The organism is Geothrix limicola (genome assembly GCF_030268085.1).
Taxonomy (GTDB): domain Bacteria; phylum Acidobacteriota; class Holophagae; order Holophagales; family Holophagaceae; genus Geothrix; species Geothrix limicola.
Map to the genome: position 1 here is coordinate 55873 of NZ_BSDE01000010.1, position 14912 is coordinate 70784.

The following is a 14912-nucleotide window of genomic DNA, read 5'->3' on the forward strand; positions in this document are numbered from 1 at the left end:
AGCCCGCTTTTTCTGAACCAGGTGAAGCCTGATTACTTCTTGGCTTCTTCCTTCTTCTCGGCCTTCTTCTCGGCCTTCTTTTCAGCCTTCTTTTCAGCCTTCTTCTCGGCCTTCTTCTCTTCCTTCTTGGGCTCGGCCTTCTTCTCTTCGGCGGTCAGGGCCTTCTTCTCGGCGGCAGGAGCCTCAGCCTTCTTGGCAGCCTTCTTCGCCTTCTTGGCCTTCTTCTCGGCCTTGGGGGCGGCTTCAGCCTTCTTCTCTTCCTTCTTCTCTTCGGCGGTCAGGGCCTTCTTCTCTTCCTTCTTAGGCTCGGCCTTCTTCTCGCCCTTCTTCTCAGCCTTCTTCTCGGCCTTCTTCTCTTCCTTCTTGGGCTCAGCCTTCTTCTCTTCGGCGGTCAGAGCCTTCTTCTCTTCCTTCTTGGGCTCGGCCTTCTTCTCGGCCTTCTTCTCGGCCTTCTTCTCGGCCTTCTTCTCGGCCTTCTTCTCTTCCTTCTTGGGCTCGGCCTTCTTCTCCTCGGCGGTCAGGGCCTTCTTGGCCTCTTCCTTCTTGGGCTCGGCCTTCTTCTCGGCCTTCTTTTCAGCCTTCTTCTCGACCTTCTCGACCTTCTTCGTCTCGGGCTTCTTGGCCTCTTCGGCGAAGACGGGGCTGATCAGAGCGGCGGCGACGAGCAGCGCAGCAAGCTTCTTCATGGGGGTTCTCCCTGGGTTTATCCGGCACGGCCGGAAGTGCAGGACATCAAGCAGGCTTTGAGCCAATTCATAAATAAACAAATAAATAACCTTAAGCTAATTTGAAATTCACAAATTCTGTCGCATTCTGCAACTTGTGGCAGGCTGCGACGATTTTGGCCCCCGACGTCCGCTACTCGCCGTCGTGGAATCCGTAGCGCTTGAGCTTCCGATAGAGCGTGGTCCGATCCACCCCGAGAATCTCGGCGATGCGCTGTTTTTCCTTATGACGCCCAATCAGAACCTGGATGTACCGACGCTCCAGCTCATCGAGAGTAGGCCAATCCTCGATCAGCCCCGGCACCGCCTCGCCCGCCTCCGGGCGGCGGAGGGCCCGCTTGAGCACGTCGGCCTGGATCTTGGCCGGCAGGTCATCCACGGCGATCTCCAAGCCCCGGCTCAGCTGGGTGAGATTCTCCACCGCGTTGCTCAGCTCGCGCACGTTCCCGGGCCACGAATAGGCTTCGAGCACACGCCGCGCCTCGGGATGAAGCTGGTAGCTGTGCCCGTCCTTCTGTCCGAATTCCGAAAGGAAATGATCCAGCAGGGCCGGAATGTCCTCCCGCCGCTCCCGCAGGGGCGGAACGGCCAGTTCCACCACTCCGAGCCGGTAGTAGAGGTCCTCCCGGAAGGTGCCGGCCTTGACCATCACCTGCAGATCCCGATTCGTGGCCGCGATGACCCGGGCGTCCACCTTGATGGTCTTGTTGCCGCCCACACGGCGGATCTCCTGCTCCTGGAGCACCCGCAGCAGGCGCACCTGGAAGCTGGGGCTCGTTTCGCCGATCTCGTCGAGGAAGATCGTGCCGCCCGAAGCCTCTTCGAATAGCCCCGGTTTTTCGCCGATGGCGCCCGTGAAGGAGCCCTTCACGTGGCCGAACAGTTCGGATTCCAGCAGGGTTTCCGTCAGCGCGCCGCAGTTCACCGCCACGAAGGCCCGATCCCGGCGGTCGCTGGAAAGGTGGATGCTGCGGGCCACCAGCTCCTTGCCCGTGCCGCTTTCACCGGTGATGAGCACCGTGGCCCGGCTGTTCTGCAGGCTGGCGATGGTCTTGTAGACGGCCATCATCTTCGGGCTCGACCCGATCATGAGGCTGCGCTTGCCCTTGGGCGAGGCGCTTTGGGCCACGCCGTGGCCGCTGGATTGCCGGCGCGCCAGAGCGCGGGTCACGAGGGCCTTCAGTTCCTCGTTGTTCCAGGGCTTGCTGAGGAAGTCGAAGGCCCCTTCGCGCACGGCCTCGATGGCCGTTTCCAGGGTGCCGAAGCCCGAGAGCAGGATCGTGTCCACACCCAGGGGCTTGGCTTCCCGCAGCAGGTCCAGGCCATCCTTCTTGGCTTCCAGGTTGATGTCGGACAGCAGCAGATCGAAGGATTCCTTGTGCAGCAGCTCGATGGCCTTGTCCGGATGGGTGGCCTTGGCCACGTCCAGCCCCATGGTTTCCAGGAGCTCCTCCAGGAACTCGCAGGTCTCCTTGCTGTCATCCACCACGAGCACGCGGGCCATGGGTACCCCCAAACCTAGAAGGTATCTCAAAGTGACCTAGCCCCGGTGGGGGAGCAGGGGTATGCTCGGGGGGCCCCTCCACGGAGAATTCCCATGCGCACCCTTCTGGCGTCTGTCTTTGCGGCCCTGATCGCCCTTCCAAGCCTGCTGGCTTCGGATCTCACCATCACCAGCCAGGTCACCGGCAAAGGCGCCTTTGCCAAGGATGGCACCCAGGTCCAGTACTTCAGCCCGAGCAAGATGCGCGTCAACCACGCGGCGTCCAAGATCGACAGCTTCGTGGACTACGGGCAGGAGGTCATCTACAGCATCGACCACAACAAGAAGGTCATCACCAAGCTCACCTTCAAGGACATGCAGGAGGCCATGCAGGCCATGGAGGACCAGATGGCCGGCATGCCCGAAATGGTGACGAAGATGATGTTCGGCGATGTCAGCGACATCAAGGTCGAGCAGCTGGGGCCCGACACCGTCATGGGCCGGCCCTGCAAGAAGGTGCGCATCACCCTCGGCAAGATGATCGAGGAGATGAGCGTGGATCCCAGCCTCCAGGTGCCGGTGCGGGATTACGCCAAGGCCATGACCATGGTGAACCGGATGCCCGGACAGGCCGGCGCCCTCTTCAAGCGCATCTACGAGGAGACCGCCCGCCTCAAGGGTGTGCCGCTCCGCACCCACATCACGGGCCTGATGGGCATGGACGTCACCACCGAGGCCACGGCCATCTCCACCAGCTCCATCCCCGAATCCACCTGGGCCCTGCCTGCGGACTACACCGTGAAGGACGGCGGCAAGGAGATGAAAGGCGCCATGAGGGGCAAGCACTGAAGCGCCAATTCACCTAGACTGAACGGGGCCCCTCGCGGGCCCCTTCCCTTGGATGCCCCATGACCGCCCAACCTTCCTTCGACGATGGCCTGGACCGGCTCGAGACGCTGGTGCAGCAGCTCGAATCCGGCAGCCTCAGCCTGGAGGAGGCCCTGGCCCGGTTCGAGGAGGGCGTCCAGCTGAGCCAGGCCCTGCAGAAGCAGCTGGCGGAGGCCCAGCGCCGGGTGGAGGTCCTGAAGGCCGGCCTGGGCGGCGAGTACCGCGCCGAGCCCCTGGACGAGGCCAAGGGATCCCGATGATCGACGCCGCGCAGGACGCCTCCGCCCAGGTCAAGGCGGACTTGGACCGCCTCATTCCGCTGCTTGACGCGTCGCTGACCGCGCCCTTCCGCCAGGGAGAGGCCGCCCGCCTGGGCGAAGCCGTGCGCTACAGCCTGGAGGCCGGCGGCAAGCGCGTGCGGCCCGTGCTCTGCCTGCTGGCCTGCGAGGCCGTGGGCGGCACCGCGGCCCAGGCCCTGCCGGGCGCCCTCGCCCTGGAATACGTCCACACCTATTCGCTCATCCACGACGACCTGCCCGCCATGGATGACGACGACCTGCGCCGCGGACGGCCCACCAACCACAAGGTCTACGGCGAGGGGCACGCCATCCTGGCCGGAGACGCGCTGCTAACCGAAGCCTTCGGTGTGCTCGCCGCCGCGGATCTGGAACCGGTTCGAAAGGCCGAGGCCCTCGCCCTCCTCGCCGAGGGCGCCGGCTGGCGCGGCATGGCCGGCGGCCAGGCCCTCGATCTGGAAGGCGAGAAACTCGAAGCCTACGACCTGGACCACCTCCGCCTCATCCACCGCCTGAAGACCGGCGCCCTGCTGCGCGCCTCCCTGGAAATCGGCGCGGTGCTGGGCGGCGCGGCCCCCGCGGAACGGGCGGCCCTGCGGGCCTACGGCGAGGCCATCGGCCTGGCCTTCCAGATCCAGGACGACATCCTTGATGCCACCGCCACGGATGCCGACCTGGGCAAACGCGCCGGAAAGGATGCCGGCAAGGGTAAGATCACCTACCCTTCCCTGCTGGGCCTGGATGGTGCCCGCAAAGCCCTGAGTGAAGCCACCGAGACCGCCCTATGTCATCTAGCCTCCCTTCCCAACCGCAATTCCTTGGCAGCCTGGGCGCGATACCTGGCCCAGCGGGCCAAGTAAGCCGACCCGTGACGACTCCCAGCAGCCCCTACCCCCTCCTCGATTCCCTGGCCGCCCCCCAGCAGATCCGGCATTTCACTCCCGCCCAGCTGGAGCAGCTAGCCGCCGAGGTGCGCGCCTTCCTCATCGCCTCCGTGTCGGAAACCGGCGGCCACTTCAGTTCGAACCTGGGCACCGTCGAACTCACGGTGGCCCTCTTCCACCACTTCGACTTCCTGCAGGACCGCATCGTGTGGGACGTAGGCCACCAGTCCTATCCGCACAAGATCCTCACGGGCCGCAAGGACCGCTTCCCCACCCTGCGCATGCACAACGGCCTGTCGGGATTTTTGAAGCGCGACGAAAGCCCCTACGACCACTTCGGCGCGGGCCACGCGAGCACCAGCATCTCCGCCGTACTCGGCATGGCCACGGCACGCGATCTGCAAAAGCAGGACCACACCTGCATCGCCGTCATCGGCGACGGATCGATGACCGCGGGCATGGCCTTCGAGGCCCTGAACCAGGCGGGCTACCTGGAGACCAAGAACTTCCTCGTGATCCTCAACGACAACGACATGAGCATCAATCCCAACGTGGGATCGCTGCAGGGCTACCTGAACCAGATCATGTCGGGGCAGTACTACCACCGCTGGCGCGACCGCATCGAGCACGCCATCAAGGCCATTCCCCTCGAAGGCCTGAGCAAGGGCGTCGCCAAGGCCGCCAAGTGGAGCGAAGAGAGCTTCAAGCGGCTGATGGTGCCGGGCCTCCTCTTCGAGGATCTGGGCTTCCGTTACATGGGGCCCGTCAACGGCCACGACGTGAACGCCACCTCGAAGGCCCTGGCCGAGGCCAAGGAGAAGATGAAGGACGGTCCCGTGCTGCTGCACGTGCAGACCAAGAAGGGCTACGGCTACGAGCCCGCCGTGCAGGATCCCCTGAAGTGGCACGGCGTGACGGCCTTCGACGCCGAGGCCGGTGAGATCATCAAGGCCGCCTCAGACCCCACCAAGCCCGCCCCGCCCAGCTACACGAGCGTGTTCGGCAAGACCCTCGTCGAACTGGCGAAGACCGACGAGAAGATCGTCGGCATCACCGCCGCCATGCTCGATGGCACGGGCCTGAACATCCTGCAGAAGGCCTTCCCCGAGCGCTGCTTCGACGTGGGCATCGCCGAACAGCACGCCGTCACCTTCGCCGCGGGTCTCGCGGCCCAGGGCATGCGGCCCGTCTGCGCCATCTACAGCACCTTCCTGCAGCGCGGCTTCGACCAGGTGGCCCACGACGTCTGCATCCAGGACCTGCCCGTGACCTTCGCGCTGGATCGCGCAGGCATCGTGGGCGCCGACGGCCCCACGCACCACGGCCTCTACGACCTGGCCTACCTGCGCTGCCTGCCCAACATCATCCTCATGGCGCCCAAGGACGAGAACGAGCTGCGGCAGATGCTGATGACCTCCATCTACTGCGGCCACCCCGCGGCCCTGCGCTATCCCCGCGGCAACGGCCTCGGCGTGCCCCTCGAAACACCCATCACGGCCCTGCCCATCGGCAAGGGCGAGCTGCTGCGCGAAGGCGACGGCCTCCTGCTCTGCGCCGTCGGCGCCATGGTGGCGCCCGCCATGGCCCTGGCCGAATCCCTCCAGGAGGAAGGCCTCTCCTGCGCCGTGATCAACGCGCGCTACATCAAGCCCCTGGACGACGCGCTCATCCGGGAATGGGCCGGCCGCTGCAAGGGCCTCGTCACCCTCGAGGAGGGCTGCGCCCCCGGCGGCTTCAGCAGCGCCGTCGCGGAATCCCTGGCCGATGCCGGCCTCCTGCGCCCCATGCTCCGCTGCGCCGTACCCGACCACCTGGTCCACCATGGGGATCCCAAGCGGCTGCTGGAAGAAGAGGGCCTCGGCCCCAAATCGCTCTTCCGCAGGATCCAAGCCTTTGCCAGTCAAATCTAAGTAAAAACTTGCGAATGGGGCCGGGGTTTCCTATGGTTGGTCCATACCCCTGTTGACAGACTCCACCCCGAGGAATTTCGTGAGGAATGGCTCCATCCGTCTATCCCTGCTAAGCGCCGCCATCGGCTTCTCCTCCCTGGTGCTCTGCGCCCAGTCCTGGGACGCCGCCAGCCAGGCCCGCAGCTGGGCCAAGCAGGACAAGGACGATTCGTTCACGTTCTATGATCCCGCCGCGAGAACGCTCCACACCTGGATGCGCGAGGGCGGCCTCATGGGCAGCATCCCGCTCGCGAAGGTCGAGGGACAGCCCGAGCGTTGGCTCATCGATCCGCGGGGCAACGCCTGGATCTTCCATGGCCCGGCAGCCAACCAGATCGACAAGGCGGGCCGGGGCGTCGACAACTTCAAGCTGCCCGCCGAGGTCGGCGATGTGTGCTGGGACGCCAAGGGCTTCGTGCTCTCGTACCGCACCACCGAACCCTACCTCGAGAAGCGCGACTTCAAAGGCAGCCTGCTCTGGTCCTTCGGCGCCAAGCCGCCCAAGAGCGACGGACCTGTGCCCCAGAACCGGCGCCCCGTCCTCACCGACGATGGCGGCAACGTGCTGATGGCCGACAAGAACACGCTGAACCTCGCCATCCTCGACGGCACCTCCGGCAAGAAGGTGGCTGAGACCACCCTCCACCTGCCCGACGGGCAGCCGGCGCCCCTCCTGGAAGGCGTCGCCCTCGACCGCGGCCCCATGGCCCTCTGGCCGGGCAAGGGCGTGGTCTTCGCCGCCGTGAAGGCCTCCCAGATCCCCGCCGCGCAGCGCGGCACCCTCCAGGGCCTGGCCCTGGCCCGCATCGAATTCGCCCAGTCCCTGCTCGAATTCCTCCCCACCGGTCTGGACGAAACCCACCTGCTCATCGGCGTGCTCGAATCCGACGCGGTCTTCGTCAATCCCAAGGGCGGCCTGCTGCTCGTGAAGATCCGCTAGCAGCCCTCAACGCGCGAGACTGAGCACCCGCTCGCGATCGAGGAAGGGGACCGTGCGCCAGGTGTTGGTGGGCGTGGGATTCAGCGTGGGCCGCGACAGCACGTACTCGAAGAGCAGGTTGCGCTGCGAGGCCTTCGTGATCAGTTCGGGCGCGCCCGTGAAGCCGATGGCCGCCATGTAGCCGCCGCCGCCGCGCAGCCGGTACGTGGTGATCGCCAGGGTGAAGGTCTGATCGGGCTTCACGGGCTGGCCTTGGTAGCTGAGGTTGCGGATCCGGTCACCCACGGGCTGGCCCAGGTCCAGCGCGTAGGATACGCCGTCCACCATGTCGTAGTTGTAGAAGGGCACGTCGCGGTTGTAGAGCTCGGGCTCCCAGCTCCGCGTGTAGTGCCGCGCGCCGTGCTCCAGGTAGCGCTTCAACTGGTCCCCGTTGATGCGGATCTTCGCGACCTGGCTTTCATAGGGAGACAGCGCGTAGAACTGGCGCACGCTCGTCGGTCCCTTGGGGATGAAGAGCTTGGGCCCGGGGCTCGCGGCGGCCGACAGCTGGGCGCCCGTGGCCTGGCGCTGCACCTGGTGGATGAGCTGCATGAGCGGGGTGTCCTCCATCCGCGCCCAGCGGCTGTCCAGGTCCACCAGCAGATTGGTGGCGGCCGTATCGAGGTAGCGGTCGGTCACCGTGCGCAGATCGGCCGTCAGCCCCAGCACCTCGGGATCGATGGCCGTCTGGTCGTCGGGCTTCAGCAGCCGTTCCGAACTCGCCACCACGCGCCAATGGCCCTTCTCTTGGCGGAGGCTCAGCTCGGCCACGGCGAGGGCCCGGCCCCAGCACTGGGCCTGCAGGATGGGCACACCCTTGTGCTCGACCTGAAGGGCCTGGTGCGTGTGGCCCGAGAAGATGGCATCGATGCCCGGCACCTCGTCCGCCAGCCGGAGGGCCGCGTTCTCATCGCCCTCCCGGCCGTTCACGGCGCCGAGTCCCGAGTGCATGAGGACCACCACGACGTCGGCCTTTTCCTTGTCGCGAAGATGCGGGATCAGCACCTTCGCCGACGCCACGATGTCGCGGAAGGACAAGCCGGCATAATTGCCCGGCTCGGTCATCGAGGGCACACCCGGCGTCGTGAACCCCACCAGGGCCACGCGGATACCCGCCACCGTCACGAAGGTATGGGTGGGAAATCCCGGCTTGCCCTTGGCGTCCACCGTGTTGGCCGAGAGGAAGGGGAACTTCGCCTGCTTTTCCGCCTCGCGCAGGACCTCCATTCCGAAATCGTAGTCGTGGTTGCCCACGGCCATGGCGGCATAGCCCAGCGCATTCATGACGGCCACGCTCGGCTCGGGCAGGTCCCGGCGCAGCACGTTGCGCACATAGTTGACCGGTTCGCCCTGGATCGTGTCGCCGGAGTCGATGAGGATCGTGTTCGGGTTGAGGGCCCGCTGCTGGCGGATCAGGGTTGTGATCTTTGCCCACCCCTGGTTCGCGGGCTGGAGGCTGAAGGTGTCCTCGGCCATCACGTGGCCGTGCATGTCCGTGGTTCCAAGAATCTGAATCCGGGCCTCTTGAGCCGACAGGCCCAGGGTGATCAACAGGATCCAGAACCAATGCCGCATGCGGACTCCAGGGTGACCCCGCCATCCGATGGTTGGAAGGGGCGGACTTCAAGGGTAAACTTTCCCTTCACCCAAGGATGCCCCCTCTTTTTGGAGCCCCCATGCAAGAAGTCCAGATCAAGGCCCCCAAGCACGAATTCACGCTGCTTTGCGACGATATCCGCCAGGAGATGGGCGGCAAGACCTCGCTGATGGGCCTGTATGACCACCACATCGTGGTCCCCCAGGTGCCCTTCACCCTGCCCAAGGTGTGCTTCTACACCCGCTTCTCCCGCATGGACGGCCAGTTCAAGTTCGGCTTCTCCATCGTGAGCCCCACCGGCGACCGCAAGGACGTGATCCGCGACAGCGACGTGCAGATCCCCGACGGCGCCAAGGAAGGCACCTTCAACGTCATCGCCAGCCCCTTCGAAGTGAACGCCGAAGGCGTCTACGAAGTGATCATCGCCCTCACCAAGGGTGCCGACCGCTTCGAGTACGTCTACAAGTTCGCCATCTCGGACGCCAGCCGTCTCCAGGCCGAGTACGAGAAGGCCATGGCCGAGGCCGGTCAGGGCGGCAACTAATCCCCTTCCGTTTTTCCCGACGCGGCGCCCACCCGGGCGCCGCGTTCCTTTTAGACTGAAGGCTGGAGACGCCATGCCCAGCCGCTACGCCAAGCAACGCATTTTCCTGGGGCGCGAAGCCGATGAAGCGTTGCGCTCGAAGCGCGTGGCCATCCTGGGCCTGGGCGCCACGGGTTCGGTCATCGCGCCCTGGCTGGCGCGCGCGGGCGTGGGGCACCTCACCCTCATCGACCGCGACCTGGTGGAGGCGAGCAACCTCCAGCGCCAGCTGCTCTACGGCGAATCGGATCTGGGCCGGCCCAAGGCCGAGGTGGCGGCCGAACGCCTCGCCGAAGCCAACTCCAGCATCGAGCTGAAGGCCGTGGTGGCCGACCTCACCAGCGGCAACGCGCGGGAGCTGCTCTCGGGCTTCGATCTCATCTGCGACGGCACCGACAACTTCGAGGCCCGCTTCCTCATCAACGACGTGGCCATCCTCACGGGCACGCCCTGGATCTATGCGGGCGCCATCGGCGGCGAGGGCGTCGTCTGGCCCCTGAACCCGCCCCACACCCCCTGCCTGCGCTGCCTCATCGAGGAACCCCCGGCGGGCGGCGACGTGGACACCTGCGACAGCGCGGGCGTGCTGGGCCCCACCGTGGGCGTCATCGGCAGCTGGGCGGCCCTGGAGGCCCTCAAGGTGCTCACGGGGAAGGCGCCCCACCCCGACCTGGCCCGCTTCGATTTCTGGCACGACGAGCGCCAGTTCCTCAAGCCTCCCAGATCCCGCTGCCGCTTCTGCACCGGGAAGCTCACCGAATTCCTCGATGCCCGCTGGACGCTGAAGGCCAGCGCGCTCTGCGGCCTCGAAGGCGTGCAGATCCGCGTGAACCCCCCGGGCAAGCTGGACCTCGCCGCGCTGAAATCCCGCCTGGAAGCCCGCACCCGCAGCCCCTGGAAACAGGCCGGCCTCATGCTGAAGGGCTTCGAAGGCCCCGACGAGATCACCCTCTTCGCCGACGGCCGCGCCCTCGTCCACGGCCCCATGAGCCCCGAGCGCGCACGAAGCTGGTACACCGAGGTGGTGGGGTGCTGATCTCCGACAAAAGAATGTCCATAAGCGGAGGAGAACGGAGGGGCTGAGGAAAGCGGAGAAAAAACACCCCGTTCTCCGCTTTCCTCCGCCTCTCAGCTTTCCTCAGCTTTCAAAATTCCTTAGCTCTGATGAACGGGTGATGACGCGATGCTGAAGGTTCTTCTAGCCTCAAGAAACGCCGGCAAGCTGCGCGAATTCTCGGCGCTGCTGCCGGACCTGCAGTTCGTGCTGTGGCCCGCGGAGGCGCCCGAGCTGCCGGAGACCGGCGCCTTCTTCCAGGACAACGCGCTGCAGAAGGCCGAAGGGGCCCGGACCTGGTGGCTGGAGCATGGCAGCGAGCCCGTGGACGGCGTGCTCGCCGATGATTCCGGCCTTTGCGTGGACGCGCTCTGGGGCGGCCCCGGCGTGCTGAGCGCCCGCTTCGCGCCGGATCTGCCCGCCTATCGCGACAAGAACCGCCGTCTGCTCGGCATGCTTCCGGACGGCGCCGACCGCAGCGCGCGCTTCGTGTGCGTGCTGGCCTGCGTGCCCCTCAGGGGCGAAGCCTTCACCGTGAGCGGCTCCGTGGAGGGCAGCCTCGCCTTCGAGCACCGCGGCGAGGCGGGCTTCGGCTACGACCCCATCTTCATCCCCGATGGCCACGACCGGACCTTCGGCGAGCTGCCCGTCGACCTCAAGCACACCCTCAGCCACCGCGCGCGGGCCTGCGCGGCGCTGAGGGAGCGGTTCAGTTCGGTGCGCTGAGCCCGCGCACCTTCCGAACTACTTGAACAGTTCCTCGACGGGCGTGACGGTGATGTCCTTCGGATCCAGGTCCAGCTTGAGCCGGCGGATGGCCTCGTCTTCGGCTGCGAGCTCGGGCTTCGGGGCCGTATAGACCGGCACGGGCGAGGCCTCGGCCAGCAGGTCGCGCTTGAAGGCCTCGGCATCCTTCGTGACCACCACCAGATCCAGGGCGCTGGTTCGGAGATACTTGCGGATGACGCGGTTCACGTCCTCGCGGCTCACCTTGAGCAGCCGCGCCTTCATGGTGTCGGCGTAGGGCCCGAGTCCGAAGGCCGCGTCGTCCATGTCGTGGCCCAGGCGCTTGGCCCCCGTGTCCGTAAGGTGATCCATGAACCTCACGAGGAAGGTGCGCGCGGCCTGGAACTCGGCCTCGCTGAGCCCCTGCTTGATCAGCTTGTCCATCTCGAAGAGCGCGCCCTTGATGGCGAAGGCGCCCGCAGCTGGCGGCACGGGGCGGATCCACACCTGCCAGTGGTTGTAGGTGCGCGCCACGCCGGGGCTCGGCTGGAACTGGAACATGCCGTTGGGGAAGGCTTCCAGGTAGGCGTAGTCGCCGTAGTTGAGCCCGCGGACCTCGCGCAGCCGCTGGTAGAGCACGCCCGTGCTGTTGCGGTGCTGGCCGAGGTGGCTGGTGGCGATCCAGAGGGCGGGGAAATCCGGGTGGGCGCGGTTCACGCGGGCATCCAGCAGCTCGCCCTTGTCGTTGCGCTCGCGCAGAGGCAGGCCGAAGGAAATGGCCGTGGCCCGCGTGTCCTTCACGACGATCTGCAGGTGGCTGCGGTCCTGATGCTCGGCTTCGTTGACCATCACCTTGGGCGCGTCCGTATCCGGCAGGCGGCCGAGCCCCCGCAGCAGCGCGGCCTTGTGCGCGGCCTCGAACCCGCCGCCCAGGCCCAGGAACACCCGCTTGCGCGTGTAGAAGGCGCGGGCGAAGGCCTGCACATCCTCCAGGGTGATGGCCGCCAGGCCGCCCTCCGTGCCGAGCACGGGCGTGGCGTAGGGCCCCACGTACATCCGTGCTTCGAGGGCGACCTTGCCGAGCTCCTCATCGTTGTTGCCCTTCAAACCCACCTTCAGGGCATTCAGCTGCTGGGTCTTCAGACGCGAGAAATCCTCGGCCTTGAAGCCCGCCTGAAGAATCTGTTCCAGCATCAGCTCCAGCGCTTCCGCGGCCTTCAGCTTCGGCACGTTGAGGGTGAACGTGGTGCGTTCCTTGTCCACCTGGGCGGCGAGACGACCGCCGGTGGCGCCGTAGGCCTTGGTGAGCTCCGGCAGACTGCGCAGCTGGGTGGCGGCCTCCGTGATCATGGAGGCGGCGAGCTGGGCCAGGCCCTCCTTGCCCTTGGGATCGTGGATGGAGCCCACGCGGAACGAGGCGCGCACGTTGATGAGGGGCGAAGCCGCATTGGCTTCCTCCAGCAGCGGCAGTTCAGGCAGCTCCGCCAGCTTCGCGGCCCGGGCCTCCACGCCCTGGAAGGGCGCCTTCAGATCCTCGGGAAGCGGCCCGTGAGCCAGCGTGGTGATGACGCGGGCCTGATCCCGGAAGGTGGCCTTGGCGATGGCCGCGAGGTCGTCGACCGTGACGGCCTCCTGCAGGGCCATCACTTTGTTGACGGCCTCGGGATCCCGTTCGTAGCTCGTGAGCCGGGCCACCAGCGACGCCACGGCGTTGGTGGAATCGAGCCTCCGCTGGAAGCCCAGGCGAGCTTCGGTCTTGGCTTCTTCGAGCTTGGTGGCGCTGAAGGGCAGGGCCCGGCCCTTGGCGCAAGCCTCGATGATGAGGTCGCGGACGTAGGCCATGTCGCTGGGGTTCTTGAGCCGCGCGCCGATGGTGAAGAGGTCGGGATCCTTCGAATCGCCGCCGTTGGTGAAGAGCTGGTCGACCTTCTGCTCCTTCACCACCAGGCGCTGGTAGAGTTCCGAGCGCTCGCCGAACAGCTCCTCGGCCGCGAAATCGAGCGCGCTCGAGGCCTTGTCCCGGGTGCTGAAATGCGCCGGCGTGTGGAAGGCCACGGTCATCCACGGCAGGGTGGGCGTCTCCCAGGCCACGTGGGCCGTCACCGGCGCCTTCGCCTCGGGCTCGGCGGGGATGACCGGTGGCTTGGCGGTGCCGCGCTTCCAGGCGCCGAAGTATTTTTCCACCAAGGCGAAACCCTGCTCGGGCGTGACGTCTCCGGCCAGGATGATGGTGATGTTCTCGGGCTTGTACCAGCGCTGGAAGAACTGCTTCGAATAGGCGTACTGGTTGGGCATGTCCTCGATGTCCTTGAGGAAGCCCATGGTCGTGTGCTTGTAGGTGTGCGTCGTGAAGGCCGCGTCGCGTTGCACCTCGAAGAGCTTGCCGAGCGGGTTCGCCGCGTTCTTGTTGTACTCGCCCAGCACGGCGCGGGATTCGGTCTTGAAGTCGCCCTCGCTGTAGGTGAGGTGCTGGAAGCGGTCCGCCTCGAACCGAATCCAGGTTTCCAGATCCTCCTTGGCCACCAGCGTGTGGTAGTTGGTCAGGTCGTCACTGGTGAAGGCGTTCTGGCTGGCGCCGCTCTTCTGCAATTGGGCGTTCCACTGCTCGGGCTTCACCGTCGGCGTGCCGCGGAACATCATGTGCTCGAAGAAGTGCGCGAAGCCGGACTTCCCCGCTTCCACTTCGTTGCGCGACCCCGTGCTGACGGGGATCTGCAGGCTCACCAGGTTGGGCATGCCCGTGGGGATCACGACGGCCTTCAGGCCATTGGGCCAGCTCTTCTGGTGGATCTTGAAGGGGAAGGCCACCTTGATGGCGCGCTTCGGCGCCGCTGGTGCGGGTGCTGGCGCGGCCACGAGCATCGCGGGCAGGGCGGCGAGGATGAATCGACGCATGGCAGATCCTTTCAGCGGGGGACCTCCCAGTGTCCCGCAGAATGGGATCTGGAGCCTCTGGAATCAGGGGGCCTCTTCCGCCGATCGGGTGAGCAGGCCCAGGAAGGTGAGCGGGCCGTCCGAATCGTTGATGAGGCCGTGGCTTCCCCCGGCCTTCACCAGGAAGATGTCGCCCGGGCCCACGGGAAAGCGCTCGCCGTTCAGCACGCCCTGGCCGTGGCCCTCCAGGATGAGGTAGAGATCCTCCGTGTTGGGATGGGCGTGCTCGCCGATGGTGGATCCGGGCTCCAGGGTCGTGCGGCCCATGCTGAGCAGGCCCGACATCTCGCCGTGGCTCAGGTAGTCCACGCCTCGCGCCGCGCCGATGCCGCCGCGGATGTTCATCTTGGGTGCTTCCACCAGGTCGGACAGCCTTCGGATCATGCGCACTCCCGTGGATCGGAATCCCACGCTTCATTCTGCCCGCTCCCCGTGGCCGGGCCAACGAGGGGCTCGGATGGGGCTACGGCGCAGCTGCGCGGTGGCCGCTGCTAGGCTGGGAGGCATGACGTGGACACGGGAACCCCGCACCTGGATGGCCATCGCGGGCGTGCTGGTGCTGTGGGCCTCGGCCTTCGCCGGCATCCGCGCGGGCCTGCGGCTGACGCCCAGTGGGCTTCCCGGACCTGACGGCTACGGCCCCGGCGAACTGGCGCTGCTGCGCTTCGGCACCGCCTCGCTAGTTGTAAGTGCCAATCAGGTTGTTCACCCGAGCTGATCTGGGAAGCTGAAAGTGCGACCAAACAGCTTTCAGAGGTGCTCGGGTGAACCTCCACAGTTCAGCAAAAACATGCCCTGCCAGTCGAGCCTTATT

General features: G+C 66.2%; 14 protein-coding genes. 9 read left to right on the forward strand and 5 right to left on the reverse strand.

What is annotated here, in order from left to right; genetic code table 11:
• Positions 1-32: 32 nt before the first annotated feature.
• Positions 33-686, reverse strand: a complete 654-nt coding sequence (locus QSJ34_RS18160) for a hypothetical protein (protein WP_285578027.1) — start codon at positions 684-686, stop codon at positions 33-35.
• Positions 687-858: 172 nt separating this feature from the next.
• Complete coding sequence (locus QSJ34_RS18165) at positions 859-2229, reverse strand: sigma-54-dependent transcriptional regulator (protein ID WP_285578031.1); 1371 nt, start codon at positions 2227-2229, stop codon at positions 859-861.
• Positions 2230-2322: 93 nt separating this feature from the next.
• Here QSJ34_RS18165 and QSJ34_RS18170 point away from each other — a divergent pair, with 93 nt between their 5' ends.
• The 5 genes from QSJ34_RS18170 (at position 2323) to QSJ34_RS18190 (ending at position 7165) form a co-directional block, all read left to right on the forward strand.
• Positions 2323-3057 (forward strand): DUF4412 domain-containing protein, encoded by a 735-nt coding sequence (locus tag QSJ34_RS18170; RefSeq protein ID WP_285578035.1) that lies wholly within the window; start codon positions 2323-2325, stop codon positions 3055-3057.
• 59 nt (positions 3058-3116) lie between these two features.
• Positions 3117-3356: an exodeoxyribonuclease VII small subunit gene (gene xseB / locus QSJ34_RS18175; RefSeq protein WP_285578037.1), complete on the forward strand. Its 240-nt coding sequence runs from the start codon at positions 3117-3119 to the stop codon at positions 3354-3356.
• A complete protein-coding gene (locus tag QSJ34_RS18180; protein ID WP_285578039.1) occupies positions 3353-4252 on the forward strand; it encodes a polyprenyl synthetase family protein in 900 nt (299 codons plus the stop codon). The genes xseB and QSJ34_RS18180 overlap by 4 nt, the downstream gene beginning before the upstream one ends.
• Positions 4253-4260: 8 nt before the next feature.
• Complete coding sequence (dxs, locus tag QSJ34_RS18185) at positions 4261-6186, forward strand: 1-deoxy-D-xylulose-5-phosphate synthase (RefSeq protein WP_285578042.1); 1926 nt, start codon at positions 4261-4263, stop codon at positions 6184-6186.
• 79 nt (positions 6187-6265) lie between these two features.
• Positions 6266-7165 carry a hypothetical protein gene (locus tag QSJ34_RS18190; protein WP_285578044.1) on the forward strand — a complete coding sequence of 300 codons (900 nt, stop codon included), beginning with the start codon at positions 6266-6268 and terminating at the stop codon, positions 7163-7165.
• 6 nt (positions 7166-7171) lie between these two features.
• Here QSJ34_RS18190 and QSJ34_RS18195 read toward each other — a convergent pair whose 3' ends face one another.
• Entirely contained in the window at positions 7172-8779 is a 1608-nt protein-coding gene (locus QSJ34_RS18195) for a bifunctional metallophosphatase/5'-nucleotidase (RefSeq protein WP_285578047.1), read from the reverse strand.
• 101 nt (positions 8780-8880) lie between these two features.
• Between QSJ34_RS18195 and QSJ34_RS18200 the strand changes: the two genes are divergently transcribed.
• From QSJ34_RS18200 to QSJ34_RS18210, 3 genes are all read left to right on the forward strand, one after another.
• Positions 8881-9345: a DUF6941 family protein gene (locus tag QSJ34_RS18200; protein ID WP_285578048.1), complete on the forward strand. Its 465-nt coding sequence runs from the start codon at positions 8881-8883 to the stop codon at positions 9343-9345.
• Between the two features lie 73 nt (positions 9346-9418).
• On the forward strand, positions 9419-10420 hold the full coding sequence (locus QSJ34_RS18205) for a ThiF family adenylyltransferase (RefSeq protein WP_285578051.1): 1002 nt from the start codon (positions 9419-9421) through the stop codon (positions 10418-10420).
• A gap of 147 nt (positions 10421-10567) precedes the next feature.
• On the forward strand, positions 10568-11164 hold the full coding sequence (locus QSJ34_RS18210) for a non-canonical purine NTP pyrophosphatase (protein ID WP_285578053.1): 597 nt from the start codon (positions 10568-10570) through the stop codon (positions 11162-11164).
• 18 nt (positions 11165-11182) lie between these two features.
• Here QSJ34_RS18210 and QSJ34_RS18215 read toward each other — a convergent pair whose 3' ends face one another.
• A complete protein-coding gene (locus QSJ34_RS18215; protein ID WP_285578057.1) occupies positions 11183-14059 on the reverse strand; it encodes a M16 family metallopeptidase in 2877 nt (958 codons plus the stop codon).
• Positions 14060-14122: 63 nt separating this feature from the next.
• Positions 14123-14482, reverse strand: a complete 360-nt coding sequence (locus QSJ34_RS18220) for a cupin domain-containing protein (RefSeq protein ID WP_285578059.1) — start codon at positions 14480-14482, stop codon at positions 14123-14125.
• A gap of 121 nt (positions 14483-14603) precedes the next feature.
• Between QSJ34_RS18220 and QSJ34_RS18225 the strand changes: the two genes are divergently transcribed.
• On the forward strand, positions 14604-14816 hold the full coding sequence (locus QSJ34_RS18225; RefSeq protein WP_285578061.1) for a hypothetical protein: 213 nt from the start codon (positions 14604-14606) through the stop codon (positions 14814-14816).
• Positions 14817-14912: the final 96 nt, after the last annotated feature.

Coding starts and splice junctions, on each gene's coding strand:
- QSJ34_RS18160 (WP_285578027.1), bottom strand. CDS start 686: ATGAAGAAGCTTGCTGCGCTGCTCGTCGCCGCCGCTCTGATCAGCCCC.
- QSJ34_RS18165 (WP_285578031.1), bottom strand. CDS start 2,229: ATGGCCCGCGTGCTCGTGGTGGATGACAGCAAGGAGACCTGCGAGTTC.
- QSJ34_RS18170 (WP_285578035.1), top strand. CDS start 2,323: ATGCGCACCCTTCTGGCGTCTGTCTTTGCGGCCCTGATCGCCCTTCCA.
- xseB (WP_285578037.1), top strand. CDS start 3,117: ATGACCGCCCAACCTTCCTTCGACGATGGCCTGGACCGGCTCGAGACG.
- QSJ34_RS18180 (WP_285578039.1), top strand. CDS start 3,353: ATGATCGACGCCGCGCAGGACGCCTCCGCCCAGGTCAAGGCGGACTTG.
- QSJ34_RS18195 (WP_285578047.1), bottom strand. CDS start 8,779: ATGCGGCATTGGTTCTGGATCCTGTTGATCACCCTGGGCCTGTCGGCT.
- QSJ34_RS18200 (WP_285578048.1), top strand. CDS start 8,881: ATGCAAGAAGTCCAGATCAAGGCCCCCAAGCACGAATTCACGCTGCTT.
- QSJ34_RS18205 (WP_285578051.1), top strand. CDS start 9,419: ATGCCCAGCCGCTACGCCAAGCAACGCATTTTCCTGGGGCGCGAAGCC.
- QSJ34_RS18210 (WP_285578053.1), top strand. CDS start 10,568: ATGCTGAAGGTTCTTCTAGCCTCAAGAAACGCCGGCAAGCTGCGCGAA.
- QSJ34_RS18215 (WP_285578057.1), bottom strand. CDS start 14,059: ATGCGTCGATTCATCCTCGCCGCCCTGCCCGCGATGCTCGTGGCCGCG.
- QSJ34_RS18220 (WP_285578059.1), bottom strand. CDS start 14,482: ATGATCCGAAGGCTGTCCGACCTGGTGGAAGCACCCAAGATGAACATC.
- QSJ34_RS18225 (WP_285578061.1), top strand. CDS start 14,604: ATGACGTGGACACGGGAACCCCGCACCTGGATGGCCATCGCGGGCGTG.